The organism is Duganella sp. sic0402 (assembly GCF_019219065.1).
GTDB lineage: Bacteria > Pseudomonadota > Gammaproteobacteria > Burkholderiales > Burkholderiaceae_D > Rugamonas.
Genome location: NZ_JAHUWK010000001.1, coordinates 526,080 through 542,225, shown reverse-complemented (window position 1 = coordinate 542,225; position 16,146 = coordinate 526,080). Strand labels below are relative to the sequence as shown.

Sequence of the window (16,146 nt, the reverse complement as noted above, 5' to 3'; positions counted from 1 at the left end):
CGGAACGACGGCGGGTGGCGCCGTCTTGATTCTAACCTAACTGAATTACGCTTGTGCGTTGCTTCCCATCAGTTCGTCAAAGGCGATGGCCTTGGACGAAGTCTTCGACAGGCCCAGGACGTAGTTGACGACGTTTTCTTCCAATACAAGGGCTTCCACTTCGGCCAGACGGCGACGGTCGCTGTAGTAGTACTTCAGCACTTCACGTGGATCTTCGTAGCTTTGTGCGAAGTCTTCGATCTGGGCTTTGACTTGCTCTGGCTGCGCTTGCAGGTTGTTCTCGCCAACCAGTTGCGACAGGATCAGGCCCAGGCGCACGCGGCGCTCGGCTTTTTCAGCGAACAGTTCTGGTGGGAATGGCACGTCCTTGACGTTCATGCCGCGCTGCGCCATGTCTTGACGGGTCATTTCGGCCAGACGCTCGGTATCCTGGGCGATCAGCGATTTCGGCACGTCCAGGGTGGCGCTCTTGACCAGCGCTTCCATCACGGCTTCTTTATTGCGTGCTTTTACGCGGCCTGCAACTTCACGTTCCAGGTTGACTTTGATGTCATCGCGCATTTTGGCGACGTCGCCGTCAGCCACGCCCAGCGATTTGGCGAATTCTGCATCAACTTCCGGCAGGTGCGCCCATTCCAGTTTTTTCAGGGTGATGGTGAACGAGGCGGTTTTGCCGGCCACGTCTTTACCATGGTAGTCCTCTGGGAAGGCGAGTGGGAAGGTCTTGGCTTCGCCGACTTTCAGGCCGACGGTCGCGGCTTCGAATTCTGGCAGCATGCGGCCTTCGCCCAGCACGAATGGGTAGTCTTCGGCTTTACCGCCTGGGAATTCCACGCCGTCGATCGAACCGACGAAGTCCACGGTCACGCGGTCGCCGTTGGCAGCAACAGCTTCGCCGCCGTCGCCGTGTTCACCGGCTTCGCCTTTGGTGTGGAAGTGCACGCGCTGTTTGCGCAGGATTTCGATGGTTTTGTCGATTTCAGCATCGCTGACTTCGGCTTTAACGGTTTCGATTTCTACGGTGGTCAGGTCGCCGATTTCGACGTCTGGGTAGATTTCGAAGGTTGCGTCGAAGCTCAGCACGCCGGCTGGCGATTCTTGCTTAGGCTCGATGTTCGGGAAACCGGCAACGCGCAGTTGGGCTTCGTTTGCGGCGTCGTTGAAAGCGCGGCCAACTTTATCATTCAGCACTTCGGTTTCGATCTGATAACCGTATTGTGCCGCGACCATTTTCAGAGGAACTTTGCCCGGACGGAAGCCTGGTGCCTTAGCCGTTTTGGCTTGCACTTTCAGGCGCTTCTCAACTTCAGCGCGGACTTCGGTCAGCGGGAAGGAGATCGTGATACGACGTTCGAGTTTGCCCAAGGTTTCGACTGCAGTTGCCATGTAAAAATCGTCCAAAAAATAAAAAGTACAGTTGGTGCGAGGAGGGGGACTCGAACCCCCACACCATTGCTGGCGTCAGGACCTAAACCTGGTGCGTCTACCAATTTCGCCATCCTCGCGGCATGTTTGCACAAAAGCAAAGGGCGACCTGTAAGTGAAAAGGGTCGCCCTCTTCCTGCTATTTGATGCAGGAGCTTTCAACTTCAACGCGATATTCTAACGGGTTTTTAGCGGAATGGTGACGATTTTTACTATGTCGCCAACATTCCGCTAAAAAAATACACCGTTTGCTTATTTAATAGGCTTTTTCACTCTGAACCAGGCTGCATACAGCGCTGGCAGGAACAATAAAGTCAGCGCTGTGGCCAGAATAAGCCCGCCCATAATCGCCACCGCCATCGGCCCCCAGAATACGGAACGCGACAACGGAATCATCGCCAGCGCAGCCGCAGCCGCCGTCAGGATAATCGGACGACACCTGCGCACCGCCGATTCAACGATCGCCGTCCACGGATCGTGGCCCGCCTTGATATCCTGCTCGATCTGGTCAACCAGAATCACCGAGTTACGGATAATCATGCCAAACAGCGCAATAATGCCCAGATTGGCCACAAAGCCCAGCGGCCTGCCCAGCAGCAGCAAGGCCATTGCCGCCCCCGCCACACCCAGCGGTCCGGTCAGGAACACCAGCAGCGCGCGCGAGAAGCTATGCAGCTGCAGCATCAGCAGCGTAAAGATCAGGAAGATCGCCAGCGGCAAATTGGCGGCAATCGACGCTTCCGCCGCGCCGCTGTCCGACGCCGCGCCCTTGACCGTGATCGCATAGCCAGCCGGCAGCGCGTCGCGCAGCGCCTTCAGCTGCGGCTCGATCTGGCTGGACACGGTCGGGCCCTGGATGTGGTCGCCCACGTCCGATTGCACGGTAATCGCCCAGTCTCGCCCTTCCCGCCACACCACGCCCGGCTCCCACACGAAGTGCGCGCGCGCCAGCTGGCTGATCGGCACCGACTTGCCGCTGGCGGTCGGGATATTCGTGTCGTTCAGCACCGAAATCGTCGCCCGCTCGTCCAGGGGCTGGCGGATGCGGATGTCGATCAGCTTGATACCTTCGCGGAACTGGCCAATGGTGGTGCCGGACAGGATGGTGTTGGCGGCGCGCATCACCGTTTGCGAGGTGACGCCCAGCGCGCGCATCTTGTCCTGGTCCAGATCCAGGCGCAGCACCTTGATCGATTCATTCCAGTTGTCGTTGACGCCCAGCGTGTTCGGATTGGCGCGCATGATGTCCTTGACCTGGTCGGCAATCGCGCGCACCTTCTCCACTTCGGTGCCGGTGACGCGGAACTGCACCGGGTACGGCACCGGCGGCCCGTTCGGCAGCAGCTTGACGCGGCCGCGCACTTCCGGGAAGTCGTGTTTGAACACATCGACGATCTTGTCGCGCAGCGCGGCGCGCGCCTTCAGGTCTTTCGGCAGCACCACGATCTGCGACACGTTGGTCTGCGGGAAAATCTGGTCCAGCGGCAGGTAGAAGCGCGGCGAGCCGGTGCCCACATAGCTGGTCACGCTCAGCACGCCATCCTGCTTGCGGATGAAGGCTTCAAACTTCTTCACCTGCGCCTCGTTGGCCGCAAAGGTCGTGCCTTCCGGCGTCCACATCTCCACCATCAGTTCGGGACGGCTGGAGTCAGGGAAGAACTGCTTCTCGATGAACTTGAAGCCGTACACGCCCAGCGCAAACACCGCCAGCGTCGCGGCTATGGTGATCCAGCGGTACTCGACGCACCAGTTGACCAGCGCGCGGAAGCGGCGGAAGCCAGGCGTATCGAACAGGTCGTGGTCGTTGCCGCCATCGGCGTGCGGCTTGACTTTCAGCAGCACGTAGCCGAGGTAAGGTGTGAAGGTCACCGCCACCACCCACGAAATCACCAGCGCCAAGGCATTGACCGAGAACAGCGAGAAGGTATATTCGCCGGCCGCCGATTTGGCCAGGCCGATCGGCAGGAAGCCCGCCACCGTAATCAGCGTGCCGGTCAGCATCGGGATGGCGGTGGATTTATAGGCGAAGGTGGCGGCGTCGAAGCGCGACATGCCCTCCTCCATCTTGCGCACCATCATTTCGACCGCAATGATGGCGTCGTCCACCAGCAGGCCCAGCGCGATGATCAGCGCGCCCAGCGAAATCTTGTGCAGGTCGATGTCCAGCATGCGCATGAACAGGAAAGTCACCGACAGCACCAGCGGAATGCTCAGCGCCACCACCAGGCCCGGACGCACGTCCAGCCGCAGCTTGGGCTTGCTGTGCAGGCCGAGCGCGACGAAGCTGACGCCCAGCACGATCAGCACCGCCTCGATCAGCGTGTGCACGAACTCGCCCACCGAGGCTTTCACCGCCTCAGGCTGGTCCGATACGCGCTCCAGTTCGATACCGACTGGCAGCTTGGCCTTCAGCTCGGTCACGGTCTTTTCCATGTGCTTGCCGAGCTGGATGATATTGCCGCCCTTTTCCATCGACACACCCAGGCCGATCACTTCCTTGCCGTTGAAGCGCATCTTGTTGCCCGGCGGGTCCTGGTATTCGCGCTTGACGGTGGCGAAGTCGCCCAGGCGGAAGGTGGTGCCATTGGCGCGCAGCTCCAGGTTTTCCAGGTCCCTGACGGTTTTCAGCGCGCCGGTCACGCGCACTTGCAGGTTGTCGGTTGGCGTCACCAGCACGCCGGTGGACTCCACCGAGTTCTGCGTGGCGATCTGGTTGACGATGGCCTCGAAGGAAATGCCCAGCTGCGCAAATTTCTTGTGCGAGAACTCGATATTGATCTTCTCATCCTGCACGCCGAACAGCTCGACCTTGGACACCAGCGGCACGCTCAGCAGCCGCTGGCGCACGAAGTCGGCGTAGTCCTTCATCTCGGCATAGGTGAAGCCGTCGCCGGACAGGGCAAAGATCGAACCGTAGGTATCGCCGAATTCATCGTTGAAGAACGGCCCCTGCACGCCGGACGGCAGCGTCAGCTTGATGTCGCCGATCTTCTTGCGTACCTGATACCAGGCTTCGGCGACATTTTTCGGCGGCGTGGATTCCCGCAGCTTGAGGATAATCAGCGTTTCGCCCGGCTTGGAGTAGCTGGATATTTCATCGATGCCCGGTGTTTCCTGGAGCTTTTTCTCCAGCTTGTCGGTGACCTGCTCGGCCATCTGCAGCGCGGTCGCGCCCGGCCATTGGGCCTGCACCACCATCGCGCGGAAGGTGAACGGCGGATCTTCATCCTGGCCCAGATTGCTGTAGCTGAGGAAGCCGCCGATCAGCAGCACGGCAATCAGGTAGCGGGTCAGCGGGATATGCTCCAGCGCCCAGCGTGAAAGATTGAATCCTTCCTTCATTTGGCGGCCCCGGCGACGGCGGGCGCAGCGGCGGGTGCGGCCACAGGCAGATCATTGCCCAGGATTTTCACTTTCTGGCCCGGCTTCAGCAGGTTGACGCCGGCCGTCACCACGGTCTGGCCCGGCTTGACGCCGCTGGACAGCACGATATCGTTGCCGGCCACGCCGCCGATACTCACCGGCACCAGCTTGACGGCGCCCTGCTCCACGATCCACACCGAGCTGGCTTTCTTCTCATAGAACAGCGCGGTCAGCGGCACTTTGATCTGCGGCACTGGTGTCTTGGAGGCGAATTGCACCACCGCCGTCATGCCCAGCTTGGCCTCGGCCAGCGAGTCCGGTATCGACACCTTGGCGGTGTAGGTACGGGTGGACGGATCGGCCACCGGAGACATTTCGCGGATCTTGCCCGGCACGGCCTTGTTCGGATCGGCCCACAGGCGCACCTGTACGTCCTCAACCCTGCGCAGCGTGTCCACCTTATCCTCCGGTATGCCGATGACGATTTCCTTCTCGCCCGACTTGGCCACCTTCACCACCGGCGTGCCGGCCGCGACCACCTGTCCGATTTCCGCGCTGACCGCCGTCACCACGCCATCCACATCCGCCAACAGCGCCGCATACGCGGCCTGGTTGGATTGGCCGCGATAGGCGGCTTGCGAGGCATCCACCTGCGCCTGCGCCGATTTATAAGTGGATTCCTTGGCGTCCAGCACCGCCTGGCTGACGAAGCTCTTGCTGCGCAATTCCTGATAGCGCGCCAGTTCGGCCTTGGCCAGATCACGATTGGTTTCGGCCGAGCGCAAGCTGGCCAGTGCCTGTGCCTGCGACAGTTGCAGGTCCTGCGGGTCCAGTTGCATCAGCAACTGGCCTTTTTTGACCAGCGTGCCCACGTCCACCTTGCGGCTGACGATCTTGCCGCCGACACGGAAGCCCAGTTGCGATTCCACCCGCGCTTTTACTTCGCCGGAAAATTCGGCATTGACATCGACATCGCTGGCAGCCAGCTGTATCGCCCGCACCGGGCGGATGTCTTCGGTTTTTTCCACCTGCTTGGAACAGGCGCCCAGCAGAGCCAGCGCCGAGGCAGCCAGCAGCACATTCTTGAGAGTAGACACGACCGCATCCTTTTAATGACTGAAGGGTTATTTATTGATTATAAGCCGAACAACCATCTTTGCAAATGACCTTGGCGTCATTTATTTAGCCTTGCTCTTGTTTCAAGATCCAACTACTATTACGCGCTGGAAAAACATCAAACCGGCGCCCGACGCCTGTCCGTTCTATGCCGGTCGACCACTACGAAAACTTCCCTGTTGCCTCTGTTTTGCTGCCCAAGCGCCTGCGCCCGGCTGTCGAAGCCATCTACGCCTTCGCCCGCAGCGCCGACGACCTGGCCGACGAAGGCGACGCCATGCCTGAAGAACGGCTGGCAGCGCTGAAGGGCTACGAAGCGGCACTGGACCGCATCGCGCAAGGCGCGAGCGAGCACACGCCGATGTTCGAGCGGCTGGCGCAGGTGGTGCGGGAATATGATATGCCACTCAAGCCCATGTATGAGCTTTTGTCGGCCTTCAAGCAGGATGTGGTGGTGTCGCGCTACCAGACCTTCGACGCGCTGCTGGATTACTGTGCGCGTTCGGCCAATCCGGTTGGCTTCATGATGCTGCATCTGTACGGCGCGGCCGACGAGGAAAACGTACGCGATTCGGATGCGATCTGCTCGGCGCTACAGCTGATCAATTTCCTGCAGGATGTGGCGATCGACCTGCACAAGGAGCGCATTTATATTCCGCTGGAAGACCTGAACCGTTATGCGGTGTCGCCGGCGGCGCTCGATCACGTCAGCGCCCGCCCGCGCTGGCGCTCGCTGATGCGGTTTGAAGTGGATCGCGCGCGTCAGTTACTGCTGAGCGGCGCGCCGCTGGCCTTGCGGCTGCCGGGCCGCATCGGCTTCGAGCTGCGCATGGTGGTGCAAGGCGGCCTGCGCATCCTGGATGCGATCGAAGCGGTCGAATACGACGTATTCCTGCACCGCCCCAAGCTCACCAAGCGTGATTGGATGGGAATTTTCTGGGCCTCGCTGCGCATGAAAAAGCAACTGAAAGCCGCGCTGCGCACCGCTTGACCCAACTCATTTGACGCCCGCAGCGGCCAGCCTGTACTGGTTAAGCAGATCCGGAGCCGCATCAGGCCGACATGACCCAAGAAGAAGTTGACGCAAAGATCGCCGCCAGCGAAGCGTCGCAATGACGGCAAGCTGAACGCCCTTACACAGGAGCGAGCGTCTGGGCGGCGTTGAGTTTCTGGTTGTCGCTCTGGCCGCGCAAGGCCGGGACGGCGGATGACGGCGGCGGCGCGACTTTCGGCGTGGCGACCGGCGCCGGCGGCTTGGATTGCTTCAGCACCAGCTCGCGTACCGACGCCGCCTCCGATACCGACAAGGCCGTCTGGCAATTCACGCCTTCATTGGAAATCTGCCACTCCTGGTAATCGCCCAGACTCAGCTCGCGCTGCTTTTGCACATCCATCAGCTTGCAGCGATTGGCTACCGCGCGCGCCTCGTCGAGGTGCTGCGTATAGTAAGTGGCGGTTTTCATCGGCGCAGTGTCCTCTGCGGACGAGCCCTCGCACCCAGCGATCACTGGCAGAACGATCAGCGCGGTCACAATCCGATAATTCATATGTACAGGACTCCGGTCAAAGGTAACATATTGTATCCTCAATCGATACAGTTTGCAGACCACAGTCTATGCCCTTCCTATAGAATAGCGGCTTCGAACAGCTCCATTGCTATTTTATACATGTCTCCCGACGACTACTGCCAGCAAAAGACCGCACAAAGCGGCTCCAGTTTTTACTACAGCTTTCTGTTCCTGCCGACGGAGCGTCGCCGCGCCATCACCGCCCTGTATGCCTTTTGCCGCGAAGTCGACGACACCGTCGATGAATGCACCGACGAATCGGTCGCCCGCATCAAGCTCGCCTGGTGGCGCAAAGAAATCAACAATATGTATGCCGGCGCGCAGACCCACCCGGTCACGCAGGCGCTGCAACCGCATATCCAGCCGTACAAGCTGAAGGAAGAGCACCTGCAGGCGATTATCGACGGCATGGAAATGGACCTGAACCAGACCCGCTATCTCGATTACGCCGCGCTCAGCAAATACTGCTGGCACGTCGCCAGCGTGGTCGGCATCCTGTCGGCCAGCATTTTCGGTGTCACCAATCCGCAAACACTGCAATTCGCCGAAAAACTGGGCCATGCCTTCCAGCTGACCAACATCATCCGCGACGTCGGCGAGGATGCGCGCAAGGGCCGCATCTACCTGCCGATCAGCGAGCTGCAGCAGTTCAACGTCACCGCCGCCGACATCCTCAACGCCAAGCATACCGACAAGTTCGAGAAGCTGATGGCGTTCCAGATCGCGCGCGCCCAGCAAGCTTATGACGAAGCCTACGCGCTGCTGCCGAAAGAAGACCGCCGCGCCCAGCGCCCCGGCCTGATGATGGCCGCCATCTACCGCACGCTGCTGAGCGAAGTGGAGGCGGACGGCTACCATGTGCTGCAACACCGCATTTCGCTGACGCCGATCCGCAAGCTGTGGCTGGCATGGAAGACCTATATCCGTGGCTGAGCACGACATCGCCGGCACACCGGCGGACAAGCGCGGCCACATTGAACCGGGCATGAGTTCGCGCTCGGTGGCTGTCATCGGCGCCGGCTGGGCCGGCTGCAGCGCGGCCGTCGAACTGGCGCAGGCCGGCTACAAGGTAACGCTGCTGGAAGCCGCGCGCACCCTGGGCGGCCGCGCGCGCCGGGTCGACACCGATCGCGCCCAACTGGACAACGGCCAACACATCCTGCTGGGCGCCTACAGCGAAGCGCTGCGACTGATGAAGCTGACCGGCGTCGACCGCGAGCAGGCACTGCTGACGCTGCCGCTGCAAATGCGCTACCCGCCCGACACCAATGGCATGGACTTTGTCGCGCCCGCCCTGCCGCTGCCCGCGCCGCTGCACCTGCTGGCGGCGCTGCTCAAGGCCAAGGGGCTGACCCGCGAAGACAAACTCAGCCTGGCGCGCTTTTCCACCGCCGCCCGCTGGATGGGCTGGCGCCTGAACACCGATTGCAGCGTCAGCGAACTGCTGGAGCGCTTCGACCAGACCGAACGTCTGACCCGGCTGATGTGGCGCCCGCTGTGCCTGGCGGCGCTGAACACGCCGCCGGAACGCGCCTCGGCGCAAGTCTTCCTCAACGTGCTGCGCGACAGCCTGGGCGCCAAGCGCCGCGCCTCGGACATGCTGCTGCCGCGCGCCGACCTGAGCAAACTGTTTCCGGAAGCGGCCGCCGCCCACGTCGACGCGCATGGCGGCTCGGTGCGCTGCGGCGCCAAAGTGCAAGCCATCCATTCGATCGAAAGCCGGCTGTGGCAGCTGGACATCAGCGGTTCAGCCGTCGGCGGCACCTGGAGCACCTATTTCAGCGGCGTGGTGATCGCCACCGGCGCCAGCCAGGCCGCCACGCTGCTGCACGACATTGCGGCGCAGGACACCAGCCAGCTATGCAGCCAGCTGACCGCCTTCGAGCCGGAAGCCATCACCACCGTCTACCTGCAATATGACGCCGGCCTCCGCCTGGAACTGCCGTTTTATGCCTTGCAGGACGATCCGTACAGCCACCATTACGGCCAGTTCGTGTTTGACCGCGGCCAACTGGACGCCAGCCAGGCCGGCCTGCTGGCGGTCATCATCAGCGCCTCCGGCCCGGCTGCCGCCCAGCCACAGGAATTGCTGGCCGAAGCGGTGGCGGTGCAGCTGGCGGTGGATTTCCAGCGTCCGGAGCTGGGCCGTCCGGCCTGGTTCAAGGTCATCACCGAAAAGCGCGCCACCTACGCCTGCACCCCCGGACTGGTCCGTCCGGACAACGCCACCGGCCTGCCCGGCCTGGTGCTGGCGGGCGACTATACGGCCGGCGACTACCCGGCCACCCTGGAATCGGCGGTGCGCAGCGGTGTTGCCGCAGCCAGGCTGCTCCAGCGCAACACCGTCCAGTAGCCCGTTTTGGTCGCCTGTTCCGCCATTTATGCAGCCTGTCACATGCCTGTGGCACCCGGACGTCCGGATGCGTACAGTGGCATCATCGGCCAAAAGGCAAGCAATATTATGGATTTACTATGACCAAGCAGCACTACCTCGACGCGCTCAAGCAAGCCATGCAAGGTCTGCCGCCGGAAACGGTGGCCAAGACGCTGGCCTACTACGAGCAGCGCTTCATTGACGGCCTGGTCGCCGGGCGCAGCGAGGCCGAGGTCTACCAGGAGCTGGACGAGCCGCGCAAGATCGCCATGACCTTGCGCGCCAACGCCCATCTGAGCGCTTTCGAGCAAAAGAAAACCCCGTTCAACCTGGCACGGGTGGTGGTGTCGTTTATCGGCCTGGCTATCTTCAACCTGTTCATGGTGATCCCGGCCATGGTCTACGCCAGCCTGCTGGGCGCGATCTATATTGCCGCGTTCGGCTTCTACATCGGCGGCGTGGCGCTGACCGCCAGCGGACTGTCGGGCCAGAACGAACTGGCGCTGGAAGGCCCGCTGCGCCACATCATGGAATTCACCAATTCGCATTTCGACAGCCGCACCGAGGAGGAAGAGGCGCAGGGCTGGCGCGTGTCGATCGACAGCATGGGCGTGCAGGTCAACAAGGACAATCCGGATGAAGCACGCGCCCGCGAGGAAGGCCTGAGCCGCAGCGGCCAGCTGCTGAACCGCGCCGAAGCCGTCGCCACTGGCGATGTCTTCATCACCACCGATTTCGACAGCGGTGCGCGCACCACGCAGTCGCTGATCGGGCTGGGGCTGATCCTGGGCGGCATCGGCCTGTGCCTGATCAGCATCGTGCTGACGCGCTACACCATGCTAGGCCTGAGGCGCTATGCGGCGATGAATATGTCGCTGCTGCGCGGGCGTTGAGGAGTACACCATGCGAGCATTAATGAAAATCGGCGCCGGCTTGCTGCTGCTGGCGTTTGCCCTGGTCGGCGTCAGCTATAGCATGCTGAAGGCCTACGGCAGCAGCAGCCCGGCCAGCAACGCCGGCCGCTCGCTGAGCAGCGAAACCCGCAAGATCGATGCCATGGCCACCGTGGTGGAGCTGAGCGGCCCAATAGATCTGACGCTGACCCAGGGCCCGACCGCCTCGCTGCGGGTGCGCGGCGAACAGCGTTCGCTGGGCAATGTGGAAACCATTCAGGATGGCCGCGACCTGCACATCGGCACCAAGGGCATGCTGCTGAATCCGCGCCATCGCCTGAAGGTGGAACTGGTGCTACCGTCGCTGGAGGAACTGGCGATCAGCAGCAGCGGCGACACCAAGGTGTCCGGATTTAACGGTGAACGTATGGAATTGCAGCTGCACGGTTCGGGCAATCTGGCGTTCAGCGGACGCTATCGCTCGCTGAGCGGCGGCCTGCATGGCAGCGGCAATCTGAATCTGAATGCCGGTAGCAGCGAACACGTTGAGCTGGTAATGATGGGTTCCGGCCAGATCACGGCGTCCGGCAGCTGCAAGGTGCTTGAAGTGGAACTGACCGGCTCCGGCGACCTGAATGCACGCCACCTGGCGGCCGATGCGGTGACAGTCAACCTGCGCGGCTCCGGCACCAGTCACGTTTTCGCCAAGCAGTCGGCCGAACTGACCTTGCACGGCAGCGGCGATATCCGCGTGCTGGGCAACCCGAATCAGCGCAACGTCAACCGCACCGGCTCCGGCGAAGTTAGCTGGGACTAAGCTCGCGCTGGCGCCACGCCAGCGCATCGCGGGCGGCGGCAACGCCGCTGGCGAAACAGCCGGTCAGCAGATAACCGCCGGTCGGCGCTTCCCAGTCGATCATTTCGCCGGCCACAAACACGCCCGGCACGGCTTTCAACATCGTCCCCTGCAAGGCGTCCCAGCGTACCCCGCCGGCGGTGCTGATCACTTCATCGATGGGGCGCGGACGCGCCAGCCGCAGCGGCAGCCGCTTGATGGCGCGTGCCAGATGCGCCGCGTCGCCATATTGCTCCTTGCTCAGGCACTCGCGCAGCAAGCCAGCCTTGACGCCCTTGATGCCCAGGCGGCTCTGCAAATGGCTGGCCATCGAGCGCGCACCACGCGGCCGCGACACTTCATCGGCCACACGGTCAGCGCTCAGATCGGGCAGCAGGTCGAGCCAGATGGTGGTACCGCCTTCGGCCGCGATCTGGTCGCGCAGCGCGGCGGACAGCGCGTAAATCAGGCTGCCCTCGACGCCGCCCTGCGTCACCACGAACTGTCCCTGCTTGCGCATTTCCTGGCCATGCGCGTCGCGGGCGATGACGGCCACGGTCATCAGCGGTTCGCCAGCGTAGCGCTCACTGAAATGCGCGCTCCAGTCGACATCGAAGCCGCAATTGGACGGCGCCAGCGGCGCCAGCGCCACGCCGCGCTGCGCCAGCACCGGCATCCAGCTGCCATCGGAACCAAGCCGCGCCCAGCTGCCGCCGCCCAGCGCCAGGATCACCGCGTCCGGGCGCGCCAGCACTTCGCGTGCGGCCGGCGTACCGTCCTCGCCTGGTGCAGAAAAACGCAGCGCACCATCCTGCCAGCCCAGCCAGCGATGCCGCATATGGAACTGCACGCCGCGTTCACGCACCGCGTGCACCCAGGCGCGCAGCAGCGGCGCGGCTTTCATATCGGTCGGGAACACCCGCCCGGAGGTGCCGACAAACGTCTCCAGCCCCAGGTCGCGCACAAAATCACGCACCTGCTGCGGCCCGAACGCATCCAGCATCGGCCGCAACGCTTCCGCAGAATTACCGTAACGCGTTACAAAATCAGCATACGGCTCCGCATGCGTGATGTTCATGCCGCTGCGCCCCGCCAACAGGAACTTGCGGCCGACCGAAGCCATGGCGTCGTAGACATCCACCTGCGCCCCGCCCTGCGCCAGCGTTTGCGCGGCCATCAGCCCGGCGGGGCCGCCACCGATGACGGCGACGCAAAAAGGTGTCAAACTAGACTGCATGCACTCGGTCCAATATTCAATAATTAATAAGCAAGGGAGAGACGATGGGCGCGCTATTCTGGATTAAACGCTTCCTGCTGGCCGCCGTGCCGCTGTTTGCGATACTGGCGGCGGTGGAATGGTTCAAGGGCTCGACCGCCAAGGAGGATTACATCAGCGCCGCCTCATGGGCGCTGATCGCGGCGGGCGTGTTCACCTACACCGCGTGGCGCCGCTTCCGCAACGCCATGGCCTGCCCGGCCTGCGACAATGTCGCCACGGCCTACAAGGACAAGCACGCGAAGAAGTAAATCAGCCCCCGGTCACCGGCGGGAAGAACGCCACCTCGGCGCCGTCGGCCAGCGCCGTGCTGGCGTCGCACATCACCTGATTGTACGCCATGCGCAGCGCCGGATGCCCCAGCGCCTGCGCCCACTGCTCGCCGCGCGCGGCCAGGTGCTCACGCAGCGCGCCCACGGTCACCACGCCGTCCGGCAGCGCCATTGATTCCGACGACGCGCCGACTGCTTCGCGCACGCTGGCAAAAAATTTTACAGTAATAACCATCAGTACAATAACTCGCTAAACGGGATGAATCGAACCAGGTCGCCAGCGGCGATCGGGTTGTTGGGCGGATTGTCGATCACGCCATCCCCCCACACGGTGGACGTCAGCACGCCGGAACTCTGGTTGCGGAACAGCTCCACGCCGCCCGCCTCGTTGATGCGGGCGCGCAGGAACTCGTTGCGCTTGTCGGCTTTGGGCCACTCGAAGTCGGCGCGCATCTGGAAGCCACGCGGCGCGACCGAAGCTTCCACGCCCTGCAAACGCAGCACGAACGGCCGCACGAACAGCATGAAGGTGATGAAGCTCGATACCGGATTGCCCGGCAGGCCGACGAAGAACGTCTGCCCCACTTCGCCAAACGCCAGCGGCTTGCCCGGCTTGACGGCGATCTGCCACATATTCAGCTTGCCTTCGGCTTCCACCGCCGGCTTGATATGGTCTTCCTCGCCGACCGATACGCCGCCGGAGGTGACGATCAGGTCATGGCCCTGCGCCGCTTCGCGCAGCACCGAGCGGGTCGCGTCCAGCGAATCCGGCACAATGCCGAAGTCGGTGATCTCGCAGCCCAGGTTTTCCAGCAAAGCGCGCAGCGTGAAACGGTTGGAGTTGTAGATCGCACCCGGCGCCAGCGGCTCGCCCGGCATGGTCAGCTCGTCGCCGGTGAAGAACACCGCCACGCGCAGCTTGCGCCTGACCGGCAATTCCGCCAGGCCAACCGATGCGGCCAGGCCCAGTTCCTGGCTGCGCAAGCGCGTGCCAGCCGGTAGCACCACGCTGCCGCTGGTGATGTCTTCGCCAGCGCGGCGTATCCACTCGCCGGACTTGGGCGCATGCCTGATGGTGACCACATCGCCCGCCAGCTCGCACTGCTCCTGCATCACCACCGCGTCTGCGCCTTGCGGGATCATCGCGCCGGTGAAGATGCGGGCGGCGGTACCCGGCTGCAAAGGCTGGCCGACATGGCCGGCCGGAATCCGCTGCGATACCGTCAGCGCCGCACTGCCGCTGGCGCAATCGGCGGCGCGCACTGCGTAGCCGTCCATCTGCGTATTGTCCGCGCCCGGCACGTTCATGCCGGAGACTTGCGCCTCGGCCAGCACGCGGCCATTGGCGGCCAGCGTCGGGATCAACTCCGCTTCCGCCACCGGGCGCGCGGCGCCCAGCATCTGCGCCAGCGCTTCGCTGACCGACAGCATCGGCTTACGCGGTTCGCTCATCACAGGCCCGTGTTGGCAGCGATGTAGGCCTTCATGGCAGCGACATCCGGCTTCATGACCACGAATTTCTGCGGCAGGTCTTCGATGCTCTCGAAGCCTTCGGGACGCTCGGCATCCTCGCCCAGCGCTTCCAGAATGGTTTCGTTGAACTTGGCCGCCAGCGCGGTTTCCAGCACGATCATCGTCACGCCCGGTTCCATATACTCTTTCGCCACCTTGATGCCGTCAGCGGTGTGGGTGTCGATGACGATGCCGTAGTCGTCCGCCACGTCGCGGATGGTGTCGACGCGGTCCTGGTGGGTCGACTTGCCGGACTTGAAGCCATATTGCGCCACCAGCTTGAACTCGTCGCCATCGCTGCCAGGCTTGCCGGACAGGTCGAAGCCGCCGTGGGTTTCCACTTTCTGGAACAGTGCGCGGGTACGGTCGCCGTCGCGACCCACCAGTTCGTAGACGAAGCGCTCGAAGTTGGAGGCCTTGGAGATATCCATCGACGGGCTGCTGGTGTGGTAAGTCTCGGCCGGCTTGCGCACACGGTACACGCCAGTGCGGAAGAATTCGTCCAGCACATCGTTTTCGTTGGTGGCTGCCACCAGCTTATCGATCGGCAGGCCCATCATGCGGGCGATATGGCCGGCGCAGATATTGCCGAAATTACCCGATGGAACGGTGAACGATACTTTCTGGTCGTTGGAGGTGGTGGCCAACAGGTAGCCACGGAAGTAGTACACCACCTGCGCCACCACGCGCGCCCAGTTGATCGAGTTGACCGTGCCGATCTTGTATTTGGCCTTGAATTCCAGGTCGTTGGACACCGCTTTGACCATATCCTGCGCATCATCGAACACGCCTTCAATGGCGATGTTGTAGATGTTCGGGTCCTGCAGGCTGAACATCTGCGCGGTCTGGAAGGCGCTCATTTTCTTGTGCGGCGACAGCATGAACACGCGGATGCCTTTTTTGCCGCGCATCGCATATTCAGCGGCGCTGCCGGTGTCCCCCGAGGTGGCGCCGAAAATATTCAGTTCGGCGTTTTGCTTGGCCAGCGCGTATTCGAACAGATTGCCCAGCAATTGCATGGCCATGTCCTTGAAGGCCAGGGTCGGGCCGTTGGACAGCGCTTGCAATACCAGCCTGGCGCCATTCTCGCCCTCTTCCAGCACGCGCAGCGGCGTGATCTGGGTGGCCTTCTCGCCCTGGCGGACGTTTTTGTAGACTTCCTTGGTGTAGGTCTTGGCGGTCAGCGCGCGCAGGTCGGCTTCCGGAATATCGGTCGCGAACTTCTTCAGAATCTCAAATGCCAGGTCGGCGTAGGACAGCTGGCGCCATGCATCCAGCTCCGCGCCGGTCACTTGCGGGTAGGCGGTAGGCAGGAACAGGCCGCCGTCAGCAGCAAGGCCGCCCAGCAGGATGTCCGAAAATTGTTGGGAAGACGAAGCGGCGGCCGACGAGGCGGCGCGGGTAGACACGTATTGCATAGATAAGAAGAAAATTCCAGTTGAGCTGCAGGACGGTTCAAAGGCGAGGGCTTATTATAGTGTGACTCGCGCGTTCCGGTGAAATTCACGTTGT

Annotated in this window: 14 protein-coding genes and 1 tRNA gene; 6 read left to right on the top strand and 9 right to left on the bottom strand. The window is 62.5% G+C overall.

Translation table 11 applies throughout. From position 1 onward, the window contains the following. Positions 1 to 45: 45 nt before the first annotated feature. The 4 genes from tig to KW842_RS02325 all read right to left on the bottom strand — a co-directional run bounded on the left by tig (position 46) and on the right by KW842_RS02325 (position 5,885). Positions 46 to 1,386, bottom strand: coding sequence for a trigger factor (tig, locus tag KW842_RS02340; protein ID WP_218302470.1), 1,341 nt, complete (start codon positions 1,384 to 1,386; stop codon positions 46 to 48). A gap of 32 nt (positions 1,387 to 1,418) precedes the next feature. Beyond that, positions 1,419 to 1,505 (bottom strand) — tRNA-Leu (locus KW842_RS02335). Between the two features lie 172 nt (positions 1,506 to 1,677). Then, complete coding sequence (locus KW842_RS02330) at positions 1,678 to 4,767, bottom strand: efflux RND transporter permease subunit (protein ID WP_218302469.1); 3,090 nt, start codon at positions 4,765 to 4,767, stop codon at positions 1,678 to 1,680. Continuing rightward, a complete protein-coding gene (locus KW842_RS02325; RefSeq protein WP_218302468.1) occupies positions 4,764 to 5,885 on the bottom strand; it encodes an efflux RND transporter periplasmic adaptor subunit in 1,122 nt (373 codons plus the stop codon). Before KW842_RS02325 ends, KW842_RS02330 begins: the two co-directional genes overlap by 4 nt. 167 nt (positions 5,886 to 6,052) lie before the next feature. Between KW842_RS02325 and hpnC the strand changes: the two genes are divergently transcribed. Continuing rightward, complete coding sequence (hpnC, locus tag KW842_RS02320; RefSeq protein WP_218302467.1) at positions 6,053 to 6,895, top strand: squalene synthase HpnC; 843 nt, start codon at positions 6,053 to 6,055, stop codon at positions 6,893 to 6,895. A gap of 142 nt (positions 6,896 to 7,037) precedes the next feature. Here hpnC and KW842_RS02315 read toward each other — a convergent pair whose 3' ends face one another. Further along, positions 7,038 to 7,451, bottom strand: a complete 414-nt coding sequence (locus KW842_RS02315) for a hypothetical protein (protein WP_218302466.1) — start codon at positions 7,449 to 7,451, stop codon at positions 7,038 to 7,040. A 120-nt stretch (positions 7,452 to 7,571) separates the two neighbouring features. Here KW842_RS02315 and hpnD point away from each other — a divergent pair, with 120 nt between their 5' ends. The 4 genes from hpnD (at position 7,572) to KW842_RS02295 (ending at position 11,556) form a co-directional block, all read left to right on the top strand. Beyond that, the gene (gene hpnD, locus KW842_RS02310; protein ID WP_218302465.1) at positions 7,572 to 8,405 is read left to right on the top strand and encodes a presqualene diphosphate synthase HpnD; all 834 of its coding nucleotides are present in this window, start codon (positions 7,572 to 7,574) and stop codon (positions 8,403 to 8,405) included. Positions 8,406 to 8,457: 52 nt separating this feature from the next. Then, the gene (gene hpnE / locus KW842_RS02305) at positions 8,458 to 9,825 is read left to right on the top strand and encodes a hydroxysqualene dehydroxylase HpnE (RefSeq protein WP_218303070.1); all 1,368 of its coding nucleotides are present in this window, start codon (positions 8,458 to 8,460) and stop codon (positions 9,823 to 9,825) included. 119 nt (positions 9,826 to 9,944) lie between these two features. Beyond that, positions 9,945 to 10,739 carry a DUF1700 domain-containing protein gene (locus tag KW842_RS02300; protein ID WP_218302464.1) on the top strand — a complete coding sequence of 265 codons (795 nt, stop codon included), beginning with the start codon at positions 9,945 to 9,947 and terminating at the stop codon, positions 10,737 to 10,739. 10 nt (positions 10,740 to 10,749) lie between these two features. Then, the gene (locus tag KW842_RS02295; protein ID WP_218302463.1) at positions 10,750 to 11,556 is read left to right on the top strand and encodes a head GIN domain-containing protein; all 807 of its coding nucleotides are present in this window, start codon (positions 10,750 to 10,752) and stop codon (positions 11,554 to 11,556) included. Here KW842_RS02295 and KW842_RS02290 read toward each other — a convergent pair. Then, complete coding sequence (locus KW842_RS02290; protein ID WP_218302462.1) at positions 11,543 to 12,811, bottom strand: TIGR03862 family flavoprotein; 1,269 nt, start codon at positions 12,809 to 12,811, stop codon at positions 11,543 to 11,545. The genes KW842_RS02295 and KW842_RS02290 overlap by 14 nt on opposite strands. Positions 12,812 to 12,855: 44 nt before the next feature. Between KW842_RS02290 and KW842_RS02285 the strand changes: the two genes are divergently transcribed. Further along, a complete protein-coding gene (locus KW842_RS02285; protein ID WP_218302461.1) occupies positions 12,856 to 13,101 on the top strand; it encodes a hypothetical protein in 246 nt (81 codons plus the stop codon). A 1-nt stretch (position 13,102) separates the two neighbouring features. Here KW842_RS02285 and moaD read toward each other — a convergent pair whose 3' ends face one another. From moaD to thrC, 3 genes are read right to left on the bottom strand one after another with little or no spacing between them, the layout of a single operon-like run. Further along, entirely contained in the window at positions 13,103 to 13,357 is a 255-nt protein-coding gene (gene moaD, locus KW842_RS02280) for a molybdopterin converting factor subunit 1 (RefSeq protein WP_218302460.1), read from the bottom strand. Continuing rightward, entirely contained in the window at positions 13,357 to 14,574 is a 1,218-nt protein-coding gene (gene glp, locus KW842_RS02275) for a gephyrin-like molybdotransferase Glp (RefSeq protein WP_218302459.1), read from the bottom strand. The genes moaD and glp overlap by 1 nt, the downstream gene beginning before the upstream one ends. Further along, the gene (gene thrC, locus KW842_RS02270; RefSeq protein ID WP_218302458.1) at positions 14,574 to 16,052 is read right to left on the bottom strand and encodes a threonine synthase; all 1,479 of its coding nucleotides are present in this window, start codon (positions 16,050 to 16,052) and stop codon (positions 14,574 to 14,576) included. The genes glp and thrC overlap by 1 nt, the downstream gene beginning before the upstream one ends. Positions 16,053 to 16,146: the final 94 nt, after the last annotated feature.

Bases quoted from the DNA above. Each gene is read 5' to 3' on its own strand.
- KW842_RS02315 (WP_218302466.1), bottom strand. From the start codon at position 7,451: ATGAATTATCGGATTGTGACCGCGCTGATCGTTCTGCCAGTGATCGCT.
- hpnC (WP_218302467.1), top strand. From the start codon at position 6,053: ATGCCGGTCGACCACTACGAAAACTTCCCTGTTGCCTCTGTTTTGCTG.
- glp (WP_218302459.1), bottom strand. From the start codon at position 14,574: ATGAGCGAACCGCGTAAGCCGATGCTGTCGGTCAGCGAAGCGCTGGCG.
- KW842_RS02285 (WP_218302461.1), top strand. From the start codon at position 12,856: ATGGGCGCGCTATTCTGGATTAAACGCTTCCTGCTGGCCGCCGTGCCG.
- thrC (WP_218302458.1), bottom strand. From the start codon at position 16,052: ATGCAATACGTGTCTACCCGCGCCGCCTCGTCGGCCGCCGCTTCGTCT.
- KW842_RS02330 (WP_218302469.1), bottom strand. From the start codon at position 4,767: ATGAAGGAAGGATTCAATCTTTCACGCTGGGCGCTGGAGCATATCCCG.
- KW842_RS02290 (WP_218302462.1), bottom strand. From the start codon at position 12,811: ATGCAGTCTAGTTTGACACCTTTTTGCGTCGCCGTCATCGGTGGCGGC.
- KW842_RS02300 (WP_218302464.1), top strand. From the start codon at position 9,945: ATGACCAAGCAGCACTACCTCGACGCGCTCAAGCAAGCCATGCAAGGT.
- KW842_RS02295 (WP_218302463.1), top strand. From the start codon at position 10,750: ATGCGAGCATTAATGAAAATCGGCGCCGGCTTGCTGCTGCTGGCGTTT.
- tig (WP_218302470.1), bottom strand. From the start codon at position 1,386: ATGGCAACTGCAGTCGAAACCTTGGGCAAACTCGAACGTCGTATCACG.
- moaD (WP_218302460.1), bottom strand. From the start codon at position 13,357: ATGGTTATTACTGTAAAATTTTTTGCCAGCGTGCGCGAAGCAGTCGGC.
- hpnD (WP_218302465.1), top strand. From the start codon at position 7,572: ATGTCTCCCGACGACTACTGCCAGCAAAAGACCGCACAAAGCGGCTCC.
- hpnE (WP_218303070.1), top strand. From the start codon at position 8,458: ATGAGTTCGCGCTCGGTGGCTGTCATCGGCGCCGGCTGGGCCGGCTGC.